This is a genomic window from Synechococcus sp. R5-13 (genome assembly GCF_047462015.1).
Taxonomy (GTDB): Bacteria; Cyanobacteriota; Cyanobacteriia; order Thermostichales; family Thermostichaceae; genus Thermostichus.
Map to the genome: position 1 here is coordinate 1 of NZ_JANSIL010000038.1, position 14,879 is coordinate 14,879.

The 14,879-nt window shown below is 55.0% G+C and carries 15 protein-coding genes; 7 read left to right on the forward strand and 8 right to left on the reverse strand.

Features of this window, described 5'->3' with window-relative positions; genetic code table 11:
• Window positions 1-97: 97 nt before the first annotated feature.
• The gene (locus NW840_RS03280) at window positions 98-1,375 is read right to left on the reverse strand and encodes a cysteine desulfurase (RefSeq protein WP_414342384.1); all 1,278 of its coding nucleotides are present in this window, start codon (window positions 1,373-1,375) and stop codon (window positions 98-100) included.
• Window positions 1,376-1,559: 184 nt separating this feature from the next.
• On the opposite strand from NW840_RS03280, the gene NW840_RS03285 reads away from it, so the two are divergent.
• Window positions 1,560-1,778: a hypothetical protein gene (locus tag NW840_RS03285; protein WP_011433585.1), complete on the forward strand. Its 219-nt coding sequence runs from the start codon at window positions 1,560-1,562 to the stop codon at window positions 1,776-1,778.
• 137 nt (window positions 1,779-1,915) lie between these two features.
• Complete coding sequence (gene psb35 / locus NW840_RS03290; protein WP_414331646.1) at window positions 1,916-2,224, forward strand: photosystem II assembly protein Psb35; 309 nt, start codon at window positions 1,916-1,918, stop codon at window positions 2,222-2,224.
• A gap of 172 nt (window positions 2,225-2,396) precedes the next feature.
• Here psb35 and NW840_RS03295 read toward each other — a convergent pair whose 3' ends face one another.
• A complete protein-coding gene (locus NW840_RS03295; protein ID WP_414342385.1) occupies window positions 2,397-3,341 on the reverse strand; it encodes a hypothetical protein in 945 nt (314 codons plus the stop codon).
• An 88-nt stretch (window positions 3,342-3,429) separates the two neighbouring features.
• A complete protein-coding gene (locus NW840_RS03300; protein WP_414342386.1) occupies window positions 3,430-4,104 on the reverse strand; it encodes a response regulator transcription factor in 675 nt (224 codons plus the stop codon).
• A gap of 193 nt (window positions 4,105-4,297) precedes the next feature.
• Here NW840_RS03300 and NW840_RS03305 point away from each other — a divergent pair, with 193 nt between their 5' ends.
• Together NW840_RS03305 and NW840_RS03310 are read left to right on the forward strand one after the other, a co-directional pair.
• Window positions 4,298-5,044 carry a rhomboid family intramembrane serine protease gene (locus tag NW840_RS03305; RefSeq protein WP_414342387.1) on the forward strand — a complete coding sequence of 249 codons (747 nt, stop codon included), beginning with the start codon at window positions 4,298-4,300 and terminating at the stop codon, window positions 5,042-5,044.
• A 65-nt stretch (window positions 5,045-5,109) separates the two neighbouring features.
• Complete coding sequence (locus NW840_RS03310) at window positions 5,110-5,706, forward strand: Uma2 family endonuclease (RefSeq protein WP_414342389.1); 597 nt, start codon at window positions 5,110-5,112, stop codon at window positions 5,704-5,706.
• 51 nt (window positions 5,707-5,757) lie between these two features.
• On the opposite strand, the gene NW840_RS03315 is transcribed toward NW840_RS03310, so the two are convergent.
• Window positions 5,758-7,362 carry an NAD(P)H-quinone oxidoreductase subunit 4 gene (locus NW840_RS03315; protein ID WP_414331642.1) on the reverse strand — a complete coding sequence of 535 codons (1,605 nt, stop codon included), beginning with the start codon at window positions 7,360-7,362 and terminating at the stop codon, window positions 5,758-5,760.
• A gap of 255 nt (window positions 7,363-7,617) precedes the next feature.
• Between NW840_RS03315 and NW840_RS03320 the strand changes: the two genes are divergently transcribed.
• From NW840_RS03320 to NW840_RS03330, 3 genes are all read left to right on the forward strand, one after another.
• A complete protein-coding gene (locus NW840_RS03320) occupies window positions 7,618-8,496 on the forward strand; it encodes an isoaspartyl peptidase/L-asparaginase (protein ID WP_414342391.1) in 879 nt (292 codons plus the stop codon).
• Between the two features lie 127 nt (window positions 8,497-8,623).
• Window positions 8,624-9,658, forward strand: a complete 1,035-nt coding sequence (locus tag NW840_RS03325; protein ID WP_011433593.1) for an adenosine deaminase — start codon at window positions 8,624-8,626, stop codon at window positions 9,656-9,658.
• A gap of 192 nt (window positions 9,659-9,850) precedes the next feature.
• Window positions 9,851-10,654, forward strand: coding sequence for a M55 family metallopeptidase (locus NW840_RS03330; protein ID WP_414342392.1), 804 nt, complete (start codon window positions 9,851-9,853; stop codon window positions 10,652-10,654).
• Here the strand turns inward: NW840_RS03330 and mnmH are convergent.
• The 4 genes from mnmH to urtC form a co-directional block, all read right to left on the reverse strand.
• Window positions 10,647-11,711, reverse strand: coding sequence for a tRNA 2-selenouridine(34) synthase MnmH (gene mnmH / locus NW840_RS03335; RefSeq protein ID WP_414342393.1), 1,065 nt, complete (start codon window positions 11,709-11,711; stop codon window positions 10,647-10,649). The two genes, NW840_RS03330 and mnmH, sit on opposite strands and share 8 nt — an antisense overlap.
• 219 nt (window positions 11,712-11,930) lie before the next feature.
• Window positions 11,931-12,695: an urea ABC transporter ATP-binding subunit UrtE gene (urtE, locus tag NW840_RS03340; protein WP_414331328.1), complete on the reverse strand. Its 765-nt coding sequence runs from the start codon at window positions 12,693-12,695 to the stop codon at window positions 11,931-11,933.
• 34 nt (window positions 12,696-12,729) lie between these two features.
• Window positions 12,730-13,497, reverse strand: coding sequence for an urea ABC transporter ATP-binding protein UrtD (urtD, locus tag NW840_RS03345; protein ID WP_011433599.1), 768 nt, complete (start codon window positions 13,495-13,497; stop codon window positions 12,730-12,732).
• 170 nt (window positions 13,498-13,667) lie between these two features.
• Window positions 13,668-14,876 (reverse strand): urea ABC transporter permease subunit UrtC, encoded by a 1,209-nt coding sequence (gene urtC / locus NW840_RS03350; protein ID WP_414342394.1) that lies wholly within the window; start codon window positions 14,874-14,876, stop codon window positions 13,668-13,670.
• Window positions 14,877-14,879: the final 3 nt, after the last annotated feature.

Here is a 14,879-nt window from a genome sequence, read left to right on the forward strand (position 1 = left end):
CTTTTGCCAAACCGCCTAAAGCTCAGTAAATTCAGCAAAGTTCAGGGTTTTGGGGGTTAGAGGCATGCTCATCTCTTCAGAGGTCTATCCCGGATCCCTAGCTTAGGGCAGCGCCGAAGAACTCCACCGCTTCTGCCAACACGTCCAAAAAGCGATCCACCTCCGCCAACGTGTTGTACAGGTAAACACTGGCTCGGGCAGTGGATTGTACTCCCAAATAGCGATGGAGGGGTTGAGTGCAGTGGTGCCCCGCTCGAACGGCAATGCCTTGCTCATCCAGCAAAGTAGACAGGTCATGGGGATGGACAGCCTCCACCGAAAAGCTGACCAGCCCTGCCCGTCGCGCCGGATCCTTGGGGCCATAAACCGTAATACCCGCTATGTGCTGGATCCCGTCCAACAGGTGGGCAATCAACCTTTGTTCATGGGCATGAACCCGCTCCAGACCGATCTGGCTCAAGTAATCTACGGCTGCCCCCAGCCCCACCGCCTGGGCAATCGCCGGCGTACCGGCTTCAAATTTGTGGGGGATATCCGCATAGGTGGCGTGATCCCAGTACACATCGGCGATCATCTCTCCCCCACCCAAAAAAGGGGGCATCGCTCGCAGCAGCTCCCGCCTGCCGTAGAGGACGCCAATCCCCGTTGGGCCACACATCTTGTGCCCCGAAAAGGCCAACCAATCGCAATCCAGCGCCTGGACATCCACAGGCATGTGGGGCACGCTCTGGCAGGCATCCAGCAAAACCTTGGCTCCGTAACGATGGGCCAGTTCAGTAATCTCCTGAACGGGGTTGATGGATCCCAGCATGTTGGAGACCTGGGTTACCGCCACCAAGCGGGTGCGGTCGCTGAGCAAAGACCGGTAGTGCTCCAGATCCAGCTCTCCCTCTGGCGTGATCTGGATGAACTTGAGGTGGGCTCCCGTCTTCTGGGCCACCCATTGCCACGGGATTAGGTTGCTGTGGTGCTCCATCACCGAGAGGACGATCTCATCCCCCCGCTCCAGATGGCTCAAGCCCCAACTGTAGGCCACCAGATTGATGGCTTCGCTGGCATTGCGGGTGTAGATGATCTCCTGAGGAGAAGGCGCGTTCACAAACCGAGCGATCTTTTCCCGCGCTCCCTCATAGGCATCTGTGGCTTCGTTGCTCAGCGTATGGACCCCACGATGCACGTTGGCGTTGCAGTGTCGATAGTAATGATCCATCGCCTGCATAACCGCCAGTGGCTTTTGAGAAGTGGCGGCATTGTCAAAGTAGATTAGCGGGTGGCCGTTGACCTGGCGCTGCAAAATCGGAAAATCTGACCGCACCTGGGCAGCCAGATCGAAAGAATGGTCAAGCTTGAGAGAAGAAAGGGGGGATACCGCCATGGTCTGCGCAAAAAGCCTGCTTCCCTCAGTATGACATCGCTTCCGGCCAGCCTTCGGCAAACCCATCCGCCCAATCCCTTCCAGCATCCAGGGATCCCTTCCTCCCTGACCTGAAAGCGAAGCTTGTCACAAAATGTAACTTTGTGTTAAGTTTGGTTACAGCAACCAATACGAGGTATTAGCAATGCAATCGTCTCCCAGAATCCCTTCTCGTCTGGACTCCGCTTCTGTTGCCCAGTACTACGACACCACCAACGACTGGATTCCGGGCTGGACAGAGCAAGCGGAGCGTTGGAATGGACGCTTGGCCATGTTGGGCTTGGTGATCAGCATTGCTACAGAAGCGGTGCTGGGCCACAGTGTTTTTGCCAGCACTCTCGCCCAGTGGCTAGGTCTGCAATAACCTGCAATAATTTGTCGAAGAACTTTTCGGTAGAGCCACATTGGACATCTCACAGACTTTCTCTTCGGCTTTGAGATGTTACAGCTCTACCCTTTTTGGGAGCTTTTTCACCCTTCAATCCCTATCTCGACAGTCCGATGATGCTTGACAATCCCTTCCTCCCCTACATTGCCGTCATGGTGGCCGGGCTGGTGGCCGCTGTTGTGATTGGTTCGATGGCTTTCTTCAACTCCAAGCGCCCTGCTGGCTGGGAAGGCGCCGGTCGCCCGCGGTATGTGCCGCAGTACGGTCAAGATGGCGATACCCCGCCGGAGTGGGAGATTGGCTGGACGGAGAAGGCCGAGCGATGGAACGGACGGCTGGCCATGCTGGGGTTTGCCATAAGTGTTGTGGTAGAGGCCATTGTGGGCCACAGTGTGTTTGCCTCTGCACTGGGGATCCACTGATCCAAGTTGAAAGCTGTCCGGCGCCCAGTCGTCTCGAGGAAATAAAGGCGGAAGCTATGGAAGCCTGCTTTTTCCTCATGCGTGCTCTTTGTCTTTGCCGTGCAGTACTACCTCGCTTATCTCCTGGAAAGGCTGTACCCAAAGATCGGTGCCTCCTCCATTCGGTTGGTGTCTAGCCATCTGTTGCCTGTCTAATATGATTCTCAAAGGTGAGACGTGCTGGAAGCTCAGAAAGGTTCATAGGGATACCCACAAGCTTGAGTGTCTTGAAAAATAGATGGAAGTTATCTACCTTGTCACAGCGGAAGTAACAATCAGAGCTCTTTGTTGACCTAGACCCTGAGATAAACTCCAGGCGGAATACGTAACCATCCTCACTATCAATGCACAGCTTAATCTCTTTGATAGCCTGGATCCTAAATAACAATCGCTCTGAAGAACCGAAATCCTCGACTCTAACGTACTCCCTACTTATGGCAACGCATCCAAATGAAACCTCTTGTCCACGCTCAATTGCTTCTCTCATGCCTTTCCAGCGCGTGGAGCAAATGTAGCTGGCTACATACCTCATCAAAGGCAAAGACGGGGAAGATATAGATACGACAGGATTTCCTTGGCAATTGATGTAGTAGCTGTAGTATGGGTAGCATTCTGATTTGACAAAACCGACACTCTTCTTTCTGAAGTCCACGTTCACTGAGACAATTTCGTTATACCTATAGGCAAGTCTGTTCTGCTTTCCTAGGATGTCACGATAGATGTCATGATAAATGAAGCCATTGCTCAAAATAACAACCCTAGATTTATAGGGTTGATTTGAGTACCAATAGTACCAAAGAAGCATCGATAAACCACCCAACAATCCAGAAAAAGCCATAGCAATAGGAGGTATGCCACTGGCCAAAGTGCTAGGGATCCATGTCCCTAAGGCAGAAAGTATTGCCGATAGAACTGCGAAGATAGGAAGTCCAATAAGTAGCAATGTAGATAAAGATACCGACACAACACGCATCAGCAAAGTAAAAGGGCTCCATTTCTCGATTGGCGTTTCTTCTGTTGTTACGAGGTATCCCAGTGACTTATCCCGTACCAGCTTTGTCTCGGCCTCTAATAACATCACTTATCCCCCCTCACTTCTTGGATAAGCTCCATTGGCAATCTATGCCAAAGTAGTGTTTAGAGACAAACTCATAATCTATTCTGTTTCACCACTGGATAATCTTTTTCTGAACGGCTGTCATACACATGGCAACGCGAGCATTGATCTCATCCTCAGAGCCGAAAATATCCAACTTTTCTTTGAGCCTCTGGATACAGTTTTGTACGGTCTTCTTGCTGGTGTGAATGCGATCGGCAATGGCTTGGTCGGTGAGGGCTTCTTTGCAGAGCAAATTCAAGACCTCAATTTCTCGTTCCGTCAGCTTCGTAAGACCGCGCAACTCCCGCGGCATGCGCAATTCTCCATTCAGGGCGCTTTTGGCCCCCTCCAAAAACACGGTGCGCCGTTCCATTTTGTTGACCGCGGCAAACCCACCCTGGTGTTTGCTGATCAGGCCCACCAATGGAGTTAGCAGCAGCGGCTCGCTGGAATAGGCCATCACATTCAAGGTGGGGTAGTTCTCAAAGATATGGCGCAGGAACTCTAGGCCAGGCTCGGCAGACTGCTCTCCGCTGGTTTGACCGTAGAGCAGATCGGCTACAACCAAGTCTGGTTGTTCCCGCTGCAGGCGCAGGATGGCGTCCATGGGATTGGTGACCGTAATGCACTGAGCATCGGCTGCAATCCGTTGCAGCCACTCACAGTTGTTCTGGGCCACCTCTGGATGATCTTCGACGATCAAAAACTTGAGCGGGGCAGTGGCGCTTTCAACCTCGGGCATCAATCCACTCCTCTAGTCCAGCCTTGCAGTTTATCCTCTGCCGGGCGGGCTTGACTGAAAACTGAAATAGGTTCACCAGCAAAGCTCCCAGCAGGTTACCCTAGTGTAGCCTCAGGTAGGGGCTTAGAGGTGAGCCTGGGGGGGTGGGAAAGGACAGGTTAGGCTAGAGGGTGACGTCGACTGGATCTTAACTGTGGTACCCCTGCAAGATCGCAACCCAACCACCCGCACAGCCTATGTCACTTATGCCCTGGTGATCGTTAACATCTTAATTTTTCTGTACCAGCTAACCCTGTCGCCACAAGAGCTGGCAGCTTTTTTCCGGGAGTGGGCAGTGGTACCGATAGAGTTGACGGCCAGTTTTCGAGGGGAGATCACCTCTTCGTCGCGTCCAGAATGGGTAACCCTATTCACCTCACAATTTCTGCATGGGGGTTTTCTCCACATTGGCGGGAACATGCTTTTTTTGTGGGTTTTCGGCAACAACGTTGAGGATCGCTTGGGCCATGTGCGCTACCTCATCTTCTACCTGACTTGCGGAGCTTTGGCTGCATTAACGCAGTGGTTTTTCGATATGGGATCCCCCATTCCTTCACTGGGGGCAAGCGGCGCTATTGCTGGCGTATTGGGAGCCTATATTTTGCGTTTTCCACGGGCCGAGATTCTGACCCTGGTGCCCTTGGGTATTTTCATCACAACCCTCTACGTTCCGGCTTGGGTGTTCCTAGGCTTTTGGTTCATCCAGCAAGCTTTCTACGGCATTGCCAGCCTACAGACGCCTACCAATATCGGTATGCAGGGTGGGGGAATTGCTTACTGGGCCCATGCGGGCGGTTTTGTGTTTGGGGCCATTTTGGGGCCGCTGATGGGGTTGTTTTCCGGCAAAAGCCCTTATGACCGCCAAATGACTTGGCAACAACGTGACAGGGATCTGTTTTGATTTGATCAGCTTTGATACTTTCTCAGTCTATTGTTAATCGGATAGCAGCGTGATGGGAGAAAGCCATGGTCAGTCTATCTGCCAAGCCTCTAACTCTGGAAGACTTTCTCCAACAGCCGGAAACTCAGCCCGCCAGCGAGTTCATCAAAGGAGAAATTATCCAGAAGCCCATGCCACAGGGAAAACATAGCCGTCTCCAACTAAAACTGGGTAGCTTCATTAACGAGATGTTGGAGCCTTCTCAACTGGGAATGGCATTTCCAGAGCTGCGCTGCACCTTCGCCGGATATGCGATTGTACCGGATATTTCTGTAATCGCCTGGGATCGGATCCCTGTGGATGAAGATGGCACCATTCAAAATCTCATCCCCTTTTGCCCTGATTGGATGATCGAGATTCTCTCTCCCAATCAAAATCAAATGAAGCTGGTCAAAAAAATCCTGATCGGTTTGGCCCACGGCTGCCAAATGGGATGGGTGGTGGATCCCGAAGAAAGGGTTGTTTTCGCCTACCCTGCCGGGCAGCAGCCGACGGTGCATGAGGATCCCCAAGAGGTGATCCCCACTCCTGCGTTTGCCCAAGGGATCCAACTGACAATCGCAACTTTGTTCGGCTGGATGCAAGTTCAAGCTGGCGAGAGCCACAAGTCCAATGCGGGATAGAAAAAGAGTGGATCTCCTTCCATCCCTCAATTCTCAATTCAAATTCAACATTCAGTTGTTGTAGAGGGCAGGAGCTTGGGCAACCGTCTCACCAGTTTGAGGTAGCTCCTGCCGCAGCAGCGCCACCAAGGCGTTGGTGGATTGGTCGTAGAGGCTGGTCACCAGCTTGGGGTAGAGCCCAATGCCGATGATGGGGATCAACAGGCAGGCGATGATGAACACCTCGCGTGGCTCAGCATCTACCAATTCTTCGTGTTCGGTGAGCTCTTTGTTCTCTGGGCCAAAGAAAATCTGCCGCAACATCGACAGCAGGTAGATGGGGGTCAGGATCACCCCAACTGCTGCCAGGAAAACCACCACCAACCGGAAGGGGAGAGAGTAGGCATCGGTGGTGGCCATGCCGATAAACACCATGATCTCGGCCACAAAGCCGCTCATGCCGGGTAGGGCTAGCGAAGCCAGGGAGCAGGCGGTGAACATGGAGAAGATCTTGGGCATCTTCAGGCCAACGCCGCCCATTTCCTCCAGCTCCAGCGTATGGGTGCGGTCGTAGGTGGCCCCCACCAAAAAGAACAGGCTGGCCCCGATCAGCCCGTGGGAGATCATCTGCAGCATGGCGCCGCTCATGCCGATCTCCGTCAGGGATCCGATACCGATGAGCACGAAGCCCATGTGGCTGATGGAAGAGTAGGCGATCTTCCGTTTCAGGTTGCGCTGGGCAAAAGAGGTGAGGGCGGCAAAGATGATGTTCACCACCCCCAGCACGATCAGCACCGGCGCAAAGTAAAGATGAGCATCCGGCAGCATACCCGCATTCATGCGCATCAGGGCATAGCCCCCCATCTTGAGCAGGATCCCGGCCAGCAACATGTGCACCGGCGCAGTGGCCTCGCCGTGGGCATCGGGCAGCCAAGTGTGCAAGGGGAAAATGGGCAGCTTCACCCCATAGGCAATGAGGAAGGCCCCATACATCAGCAGTTGGAAGGTGAGCGGATAGGTCTTGTGGGCCAGATCCGTCATGTCAAAGCTGATGGGATCCCCGTAGAAGGCCATGGCCAGACCTGCCACCAAGATAAACAGGGAGCTGAGGGCCGTGTAGAGGATGAACTTGGTGGCCGCATAGAGGCGGTTTGCCCCACCCCAAATGGAGAGGAGCAAGTACACCGGGATCAGCTCCAATTCCCACATCAGGAAGAAAAGCAACATGTCCTGCACGGCAAACACCCCGATCTGCCCGCCATACATGGCCAGCATCAAAAAGTAGAAGAGGCGAGGCTTGAGGGTGACCGGCCAAGCGGCCAAGATGGCTAGGGTAGTGATAAACGCCGTGAGCAGGATCAGGGGCATGGAGAGGCCATCAGCCCCCACCGACCAGCTCAAGCCCACCTGGGGTACCCAGGTGTAGCGCTCCAGCAGTTGCAAGCCCGTCTGGCCGGGATCGTAGCCGACATAGAAGCCGGCCAGCAGAATCAGCAGATCCGTGACCGCAATGAACAAAGCAAACCAGCGGATCCGCTCGGCCAACTTTTGTGCGTAGGCGCGGGTACTGGGATCCCCAGCCGGTGCTGGGATCAGGGGAATAAATAGGGCGGCCAACACAGGGTAAGCGATGACCGTGGTCAGCCAAGGAAACTCGTGCAAGCTGGGCAGCGCCATGGATGTAACCTCGCTTGTGCCATACCATCAGGGGGATCCCTGCCGGCTGCAATCCGACAGCCCTTTACCAGAATCGCCCTTCCTTTACCAGAATCGCCCTTGAGTATCTATGCTTAGCAAATCTACAGGATTATCTTAAGGCTCCCTCTCCCTTTGCGTTGGGATCCCTGGGATGGAGCAGATGCATGGGTGGATGTTGTACCCGAAAATCAAAATATAGTCTTCCACTGTTCTCACAAGGTAACCGATCTCATCATGCCTCAGCCCAAACTGATCATCCACGGCGGAGCCGGCAGCGCCCTGGAAGGGGAAAGCAGCCTGGAAAAAGTGAGGGGATCCCTGCAGCAGGTGGTGGAGAGCACCTACGAGCTGCTGTTGGCTGGGCAGAGTGCCGAGGCGGCGGTGATGCATGCCTGCCAGTTGCTGGAGGATGATCCGCTCTACAATGCCGGGACGGGGTCGGTCTTGCAATCGGATGGGCAAATCCGCATGAGCGCCGCTCTCATGAACGGGGCCACCCAGTCTTTTAGCGGGGTGATCAACGTCAGCCGAGTTCAGCATCCCATCCTCATGGCCCAGGCTCTGCAATCAAGCCCGGATCGCGTGGTGGCCGAACAAGGGGCAGCAGAGCTGGCGCGGGAGCTGCAGTTGCCGGTCTATGACCCGGCCACTCTCAAGCGGGTTCAAGAGTGGGTGCAGTTGCGCCAAACCCATCCCCCAACTAGGGTTCTCACTGCTCTGGCCATGGGCACGGTGGGGGCGGTGGCGCTGGATCAACGGGGGCAAATCTGTGCCGGCACCTCCACCGGCGGGCGGGGGTTTGAACGGGTGGGGCGGGTGAGCGATTCGGCCACTCCGGCGGGAACCTATGCCAGTGCGGCGGCGGGGGTCAGTTGTACTGGTGTCGGGGAAGATATTTTGGATGAGAGCTTGGCGGCGCGGATTGTGATTCGAGTGGAAGATGGCCTCAGCCTGAAGGCTGCCATGGCCAAGTCTTTTCAAGAGGCCCGCCAACGTCGCCGCTCCTTTGGGGCCATTGCTCTATCGCGCTCGGGGGAGATTGCCTGGGATACCACCACCGACCTACTGCTGGCCGCCTATCACGATGGGCAGGGGATCGGCTTGACGATCTAAACTTCTAGCCGGGCTTGCGGGATTAGACCTGGACAAGCCTGAGGCGGTTGGATAAGAGTAGGATAAGAGTAGAAATAGTACTTAAACAAACCAAGTCTGCCCCCTGGCGGGCCACTGTAGAGCGTTTATGGCACTTCACGCGGAGTTGCACCGTCATTTGGGCGGTTCGGTTGTCCCCCGAATTCTGTGGCGCTATTTTCACCGCCAGGGATCCCCTGTGGCGGAGCGCTTTCCCACCTATGCCGAGTTTGAGGAGTTCTACACCCGCCCGCGCAACACCCTCGAAGATTACCTGGAGCTGCACACGCTGGTGGAACAGGTGCAGACCCTGGAAACCCTGCCCTATTTTATCTACCGCCTGCTGCGGGGAGCCTATGTCTTTGAGGATCTGGCCTACCTGGAGATTCGCTACACTCCCTACCTACGCACGGATCCCAGCCTGGATGAGGCGGAGCGCCTCAAGCAGATGCGCCAGGTAATCGAGACGGTGGGGCAGGCCAGCCAGCAGCGAGAGTATCCCATCGTCACCACCCAGATCGTCTGTTTGCACTCGCGCTTGCCCAGCCACATCAACCGAGCCATGGTGGAAGCTGCCGCCGAGTCGGAGTATGTGTGTGCCATCGACCTGGCCGGAGGAGACAAGCCCTACGGTGAACGGATGGACGAGTGGATTGAGCTGTTCAAGTATGCGCTGGCCCGGGGCCTGAAAACCACTGCCCACCTGTACGAAACTTTGGATGGCTGCTACCCACAGTTGCTGCCCTATGTCTCGCGGATCGGCCACGGCATTCAGATCCCCCTCCACTATCCAGAATTGCTGCCGGAGCTGGCACGGCGAGGCCAATGCCTAGAAGTTTGTCCCACCACCTATCTAAAAACGGGAACCCTGCCCAGTTTGGAGCCCCTCAAGATTGTCTTTGACCGCTGCTTTGAGGCGGGGGTGGATATCGCCATCTGCACCGACAACGCCGGCTTGCACAATGTACGCCTGCCGTTTGAGTACGAGAACCTGCTGACCCACGACATCATCGATTTCGAGCAGCTCAAACACTGCCAGGAAGCAGCCTTTCGTCACGCTTTTGCCTGGCCCTACAAGGGGCGTCCGGCCTCATTGTTGTCGGAGTTACAGCAGGGGGTATCTGCTTCTTTGGTGGCTCTCTGATCCCCTCAGCGGGACGGAGTCTTTATTCTTCATCCGAGCTTCTTGAGAATAGGGAAGGGATCCACAGCAGAGCCGGGGGCAATTTTCGCAAGGGAAATAACGGCTTGGATCCCTTGCCCAGAGCGATGTTGAGCGGCATCCGAGGGTGGATGAAGCCCAACAGAATCCAATGCTGAGTCTACTGAGCCAAGCATGAAGGTCTATATCAGTGCCGATATTGAAGGGATTGCCGGCATCAGCCATTGGGATGAGGCCACCATCGGCCAGCCGGGTTACGAGGCATTCCGAGAGCAGATGACCCGAGCAGTGATCGCGGCTTGTGAGGGATCCCTGGCTGCCGGAGCCACGCAGATCACAGTCAAAGATGCCCATGACTCAGGGCGAAACCTCATCCCCGAACGGTTGCCGGAGCCGGTGCAACTCATCCGCGGCTGGAGCGGCCACCCCTACTGTATGGTGCAAGAGTTGGATCGCAGTTACGATGCCCTGCTCCTAATCGGCTATCATGCCCGCGCCGGATCTGCTGCCAACCCCCTCGCCCACACCTACACCACCGAAGTTAGCCAAATCCGGCTGAACGGCCAGGCCATCGCCGAGTTTCACCTGGTCAGCCTCACGGCTGCCTATGAGGGAGTCCCAGTTGTGTTTGTAGCCGGAGATGCGGAGGTGTGTGCCGCAGCGAAAGCTTATGACGCCCACATCGAGACGGTGGTCACCCACAAAGGGATAGGCCAGTCGGTCATTACGCCACATCCGCAGCAGGTTCTACAGGCCATCCGCCAAGGTGTAGAGGGATCCCTGAGGCGGCTGTCGGCCTACCGTCCTCGCCCACTGCCGGATCACTTTCAATTGGAAGTGGACTACAAGGATCCCGCTCGGGCCTACCGCAAGTCTTTTTATCCCGGCTGCCGGTGGATTGCCGATTCCACGGTTCGGCTGGAAGTTTCCGAGTGGTTTGAGGTGTTGCGGGCTTTGGAGTTTATCGTGCTCACCTAGCCAGGGATCCAAGCGGCATCTGGATGAGGCGAGCAGCAGCTTCCCTGAGGCTGGTCTCGGAAAGGTCAGACAGCTCAATCCAGGCCCGAAGGCGATTGAAGTTTTGCTGCAGCCCGTGTCGATAGGTGGGGTCGTAGTGCTGCTCTAGCAACTCCTGCACAAACTGCGGCCAGTCTTGGGCGTCGATCAGCTCAAACCAACGCTGCAGGCGGGCCTGGCCAAGACGGGACTTCAGAGGCAGCAATTTTTCCTTCAGCGCTTGGGGGTGAGCAATCCAGTGGGGATAATGGGCGATCAGCCCCTTCACCCGCTCCTCTAGAGGCAACTGCACTTCGACACAGTCGGCTTGGGTAAGGGCTTGCCAAAGGGCAGGCGGCAGATGGAGCTGGCCCACTTTGGCACTCTCAGCCTCCACCCAGACTGGCTTGGCGGGATCCCACTGGAGAAAAACCTGCACCAGTTGACTTTCAAAGCTCTTCTGACTGGGCTGTGGCACCCCCCACTCGGCCCCCAGGAGGGATCCCCGGTGACAGGCCAGCTTTTCCAGATCGAGGACTTGGGATCCCTGTTGGCGCAGATGGTGAAGCAACTGGGTTTTGCCGCTCCCTGTTGGTCCGCAGAGCACTCGGTAGGTAAATTCCTGGGGCAAGATCTGCAGCTGTCGGCGCACCCAGGCCCGGTAGGTTTTGTAGCCACCTTGCAAAACCGTAACCTGCCAGCCCACCTGGGACAACACCAATGCCAAGCTGGCAGAGCGCTGCCCTCCCCGCCAGCAGTAGATTAGGGGCCGGTAATCGCGATCTTTATCGGCAAAATGGGTTTGCAAGTGGCGACTGATGTTCTGGGCCACCAAGCTTGCCCCTCGTTTGCGGGCTGTAAAGGGATCCACCTGCTTGTAGAGCGTGCCCACCTCCGCCCGTTCTGTATCGTAGAGTACAGGCAAGTTGATGGCTCCCGGCCAATGATCCTCTGCGAACTCTGCCGGAGAGCGCACATCGATAATTTCGCTGTAGGTGTGCAGCCAGGGCTCTGCAGTGAAGTGAATCGGAGGAGACACAAACCTGTGGATGGAAATGGCAAGCTAGCGCAATCTTGAACAGTTTCTAGCTTAGCCAACGCTGCTGCTCAAGGAAGCCCAGGGCTAACCCTAGCCTATCCCCTCGCAGGTGGACTTCTCGCTTTTCCAGAAGTTTAGGCAAGGTCTCTGGAACATGCAGGATGCCATTTGCCGCTCTCAAAAAAGTTATAGAGGTTTTCAGGCTCTCCAGGTGCCACCTCAGATAGAAAGGTGAGCTCGGACTTTTTCTTCGTCCATTTGGTCAGTCGGCCCCTCCATGATAAGGGATCCATTTTCCATAAGATAAAAGTAATCGGCTAGGCTTTGGGCAAACTCAAAATACTGCTCCACCAGCAACACCGAAACGCCCCGCTCCTTTTGAATGCGGCTGATGGCTTCTTCGATCTCGATAATGATAGAGGGCTGGATCCCTTCTGTGGGCTCATCCAGGAGCAAAAGTTTGGGCTCCGCCACCAAAGCTCTGGCGATGGCCAGTTGCTGCTGCTGCCCACCGCTCAAATCCCCACCCAGCCGTTTAAGAAAAGAACGCAGAATTGGGAATAGGTCATAGACAAACTCAGGTATGATCCGTTCTCTGTCCGGTGCCGCTTCTAGCCCCACCAGCAGGTTTTCCTCAACCGTTAGGCGGGGAAATATCTCTCGACCTTGGGGTACATAGCCAATACCGGCGCGGGCTCGCCAATTGGGAGGGTAATGGTTGATAGGACGGCCCTCAAAAGCAATTTTGCCTGTGCAGTCTTTCAGAAGTCCCATCAAGGCTTTAAGTGTGGTGGTTTTGCCCATACCATTGCGGCCCAGAAGGCAAACCGCTTGGCCGGGAAAGATCTTAAAAGAGAGATCCTTCACAATTAAACTCTGACCATAGTAAACCCTCAAGTTGGAGACCTCCAGGAGAGGCCCGGATCCATCTCGGGATAAGTTTTGTGTTGCGGTCGCGTTTTCCGTATTCATAGGCCTGCGCATGAGTCGATTAGATACAGAACTATAGCCTCTTTGCTTAGTTTTTCCCCTTGTGGGATCCGAGATAGACCTCAATCACTCTCGGGTCGTTTTTCACATCCTCAAAGGTACCTTCGCACAGCACCGAGCCTTGGTGTAAAACGGTAACCTTGCGGGCAATTTGTCGGACAAACACCATGTCATGTTCGATCACCAAAATGGTGTGGCTTTGGGCTAAGGATTGAATTAACTCTCCTGTAGCTTCTGTTTCTTTGTCCGTCATCCCGGCCACGCATTCATCCAGCAGCAGCAAATCCGGATCTTGAGCAATCACCATGCCGATCTCCAGCCATTGCTTTTCTCCGTGGGAAAGCAGCCCTGCCGGAACCCGATCCTTACGGCTGAGGCCAATGGTTTCCAAAAGAGCATCCGTTTTTTCTCGCAGATGCTTTTTGCCCAATAGGGTGGAAAAAACCCTTTTGTCAGGGTTGAGGGATAGCTCCAAGTTTTCTCGCACGCTCAAGTTTTGATAGACCCGCGGCGTCTGAAACTTGCGCCCAACACCCAAAATCGAGATCTCATGTTCCTTGAGCTTGGTCAGATCTTTTCCTTTAAACAGCACCCGGCCTCGAGTAGGCTTAACCTTGCCCGTCAGCACATCGAGAAACGTAGTCTTGCCTGCCCCATTGGGGCCGATGACCACCCGCAGCTCCCCTTCCTCCAGAGAGAAGTTCAGCCTGTCCAAAGCCTTGAAGCCATCAAAGCTGACGGTGAGATCCTGAGTTTGTAAAATTTGTCGGGTGGCGGTGGGAGCTGCAGTGAGCATAGGGATCACATCCAAGAACGGAAAGGCCAAAGGTCAAACCGGATTCTCAACCCATCAAATAAACCCATCAAATAGGAGAGGAAACTTGGCATCGCTGGCTCACCCATGGGATCCTCTTACCTTAAACTTATATCTTGCACATAACTGACATCCTCAAGAGAAAGCCAGATTTAGGCTGGAGAAGTATTTGCCAAACGCCTGCGCCAAAGCTGAACGGTGACCCAAAGTTGCCTGCCTTGGGTGCGCACCCAACCCACCAGTCCATCCGGCAGCACCAGCACCACCAACAGGAACAATCCCCCCTGGAAAAACAGCCAAATCTCCGGAAAATTTTCGCTCAGCAAGCTCTTGGCAAAGTTGACCAACAGAGCCCCCAGCACTGCCCCCACCAAACTGGCCCGACCGCCCACCGCCACCCAGATCACCATTTCAATGGAAAAGGGAACGGCCATCGCATTGGGGGAGATGATCCCAGTTTGCAAGGTAAACAAAGCTCCGGCAATGCCTGCCAGGGCAGCAGACACGGCAAACACCAGAACTTTAAAGCCGGTGGGATCGTAGCCGGAAAAACGAACCCGCGGCTCGTCATCTCGAATGGCTACCAGGATCCGACCGAATAGGCCGCTGGTCAGCCAACGACAGAGAAGGTAAGCCAAAACCACCGCCAGAACTGTAGTGACATAGACAGCGAAGCGCATCTCGGACGAGTTGACATCCAGGCCAAACAAAGTCTGGAAGTTGGTCAGGCCGTTGGTGCCGTTGATTAAGCGCTGTTGGCCGTTGAAGAAGTTAAAGAAAATAATCGTGGTGGCCTGAGTTAGAATGGAGAAATAAACCCCTCGAATGCGATTTCTCACCACCAAATATCCCAGGGCTGCTGCCACCAAAGCCGGGATCAAGACCACAGCAACAGCCGTAAACGGAAACGAATAAAAGGGATACCAAAACCAGGGCAATTCCGTTACCCCGTAGAGGCTGAAAAACTCCGGTATCTGACCTTCCGGCAATTGCAATTTCAGGTGCATCCCCAGAGCGTAGCCCCCCAAGGCAAAGAACACCCCATGCCCCAGGCTGAGCATGCCGGTATAGCCCCAGATGAGGTCGATCCCCAAAGCTACAATGCTGAGGGCCAGAAACCGCCCCAACAAGTTGAGCCGAAAGCCAGACAGCACAGTTGGGGCCACAAAGATCAAGGCCAGCACCAAAACGATGAGGATCCCGGCCTCCCACAGAAGCTTGCGAGAAGAATTGGGATCCCCACCCGCGGCGGGAGCAGCCACTTCATGATCAGCACGGGGGGAATGAACCAGTTTCATGGGCTTTGTGAGGGAGTAGAAGATGGAGAGTCTGGTCCTAGAGTTTTCGCCAAGCGAGATCATTCC

Bases quoted from the DNA above. Each gene is read 5' to 3' on its own strand.
- NW840_RS03280 (WP_414342384.1), bottom strand. From the start codon at position 1,375: ATGGCGGTATCCCCCCTTTCTTCTCTCAAGCTTGACCATTCTTTCGAT.
- NW840_RS03285 (WP_011433585.1), top strand. From the start codon at position 1,560: ATGCAATCGTCTCCCAGAATCCCTTCTCGTCTGGACTCCGCTTCTGTT.
- psb35 (WP_414331646.1), top strand. From the start codon at position 1,916: ATGATGCTTGACAATCCCTTCCTCCCCTACATTGCCGTCATGGTGGCC.
- NW840_RS03295 (WP_414342385.1), bottom strand. From the start codon at position 3,341: ATGTTATTAGAGGCCGAGACAAAGCTGGTACGGGATAAGTCACTGGGA.
- NW840_RS03300 (WP_414342386.1), bottom strand. From the start codon at position 4,104: ATGCCCGAGGTTGAAAGCGCCACTGCCCCGCTCAAGTTTTTGATCGTC.
- NW840_RS03310 (WP_414342389.1), top strand. From the start codon at position 5,110: ATGGTCAGTCTATCTGCCAAGCCTCTAACTCTGGAAGACTTTCTCCAA.
- NW840_RS03315 (WP_414331642.1), bottom strand. From the start codon at position 7,362: ATGGCGCTGCCCAGCTTGCACGAGTTTCCTTGGCTGACCACGGTCATC.
- NW840_RS03320 (WP_414342391.1), top strand. From the start codon at position 7,618: ATGCCTCAGCCCAAACTGATCATCCACGGCGGAGCCGGCAGCGCCCTG.
- NW840_RS03325 (WP_011433593.1), top strand. From the start codon at position 8,624: ATGGCACTTCACGCGGAGTTGCACCGTCATTTGGGCGGTTCGGTTGTC.
- NW840_RS03330 (WP_414342392.1), top strand. From the start codon at position 9,851: ATGAAGGTCTATATCAGTGCCGATATTGAAGGGATTGCCGGCATCAGC.
- urtE (WP_414331328.1), bottom strand. From the start codon at position 12,695: ATGCGCAGGCCTATGAATACGGAAAACGCGACCGCAACACAAAACTTA.
- urtD (WP_011433599.1), bottom strand. From the start codon at position 13,497: ATGCTCACTGCAGCTCCCACCGCCACCCGACAAATTTTACAAACTCAG.
- urtC (WP_414342394.1), bottom strand. From the start codon at position 14,876: ATGATCTCGCTTGGCGAAAACTCTAGGACCAGACTCTCCATCTTCTAC.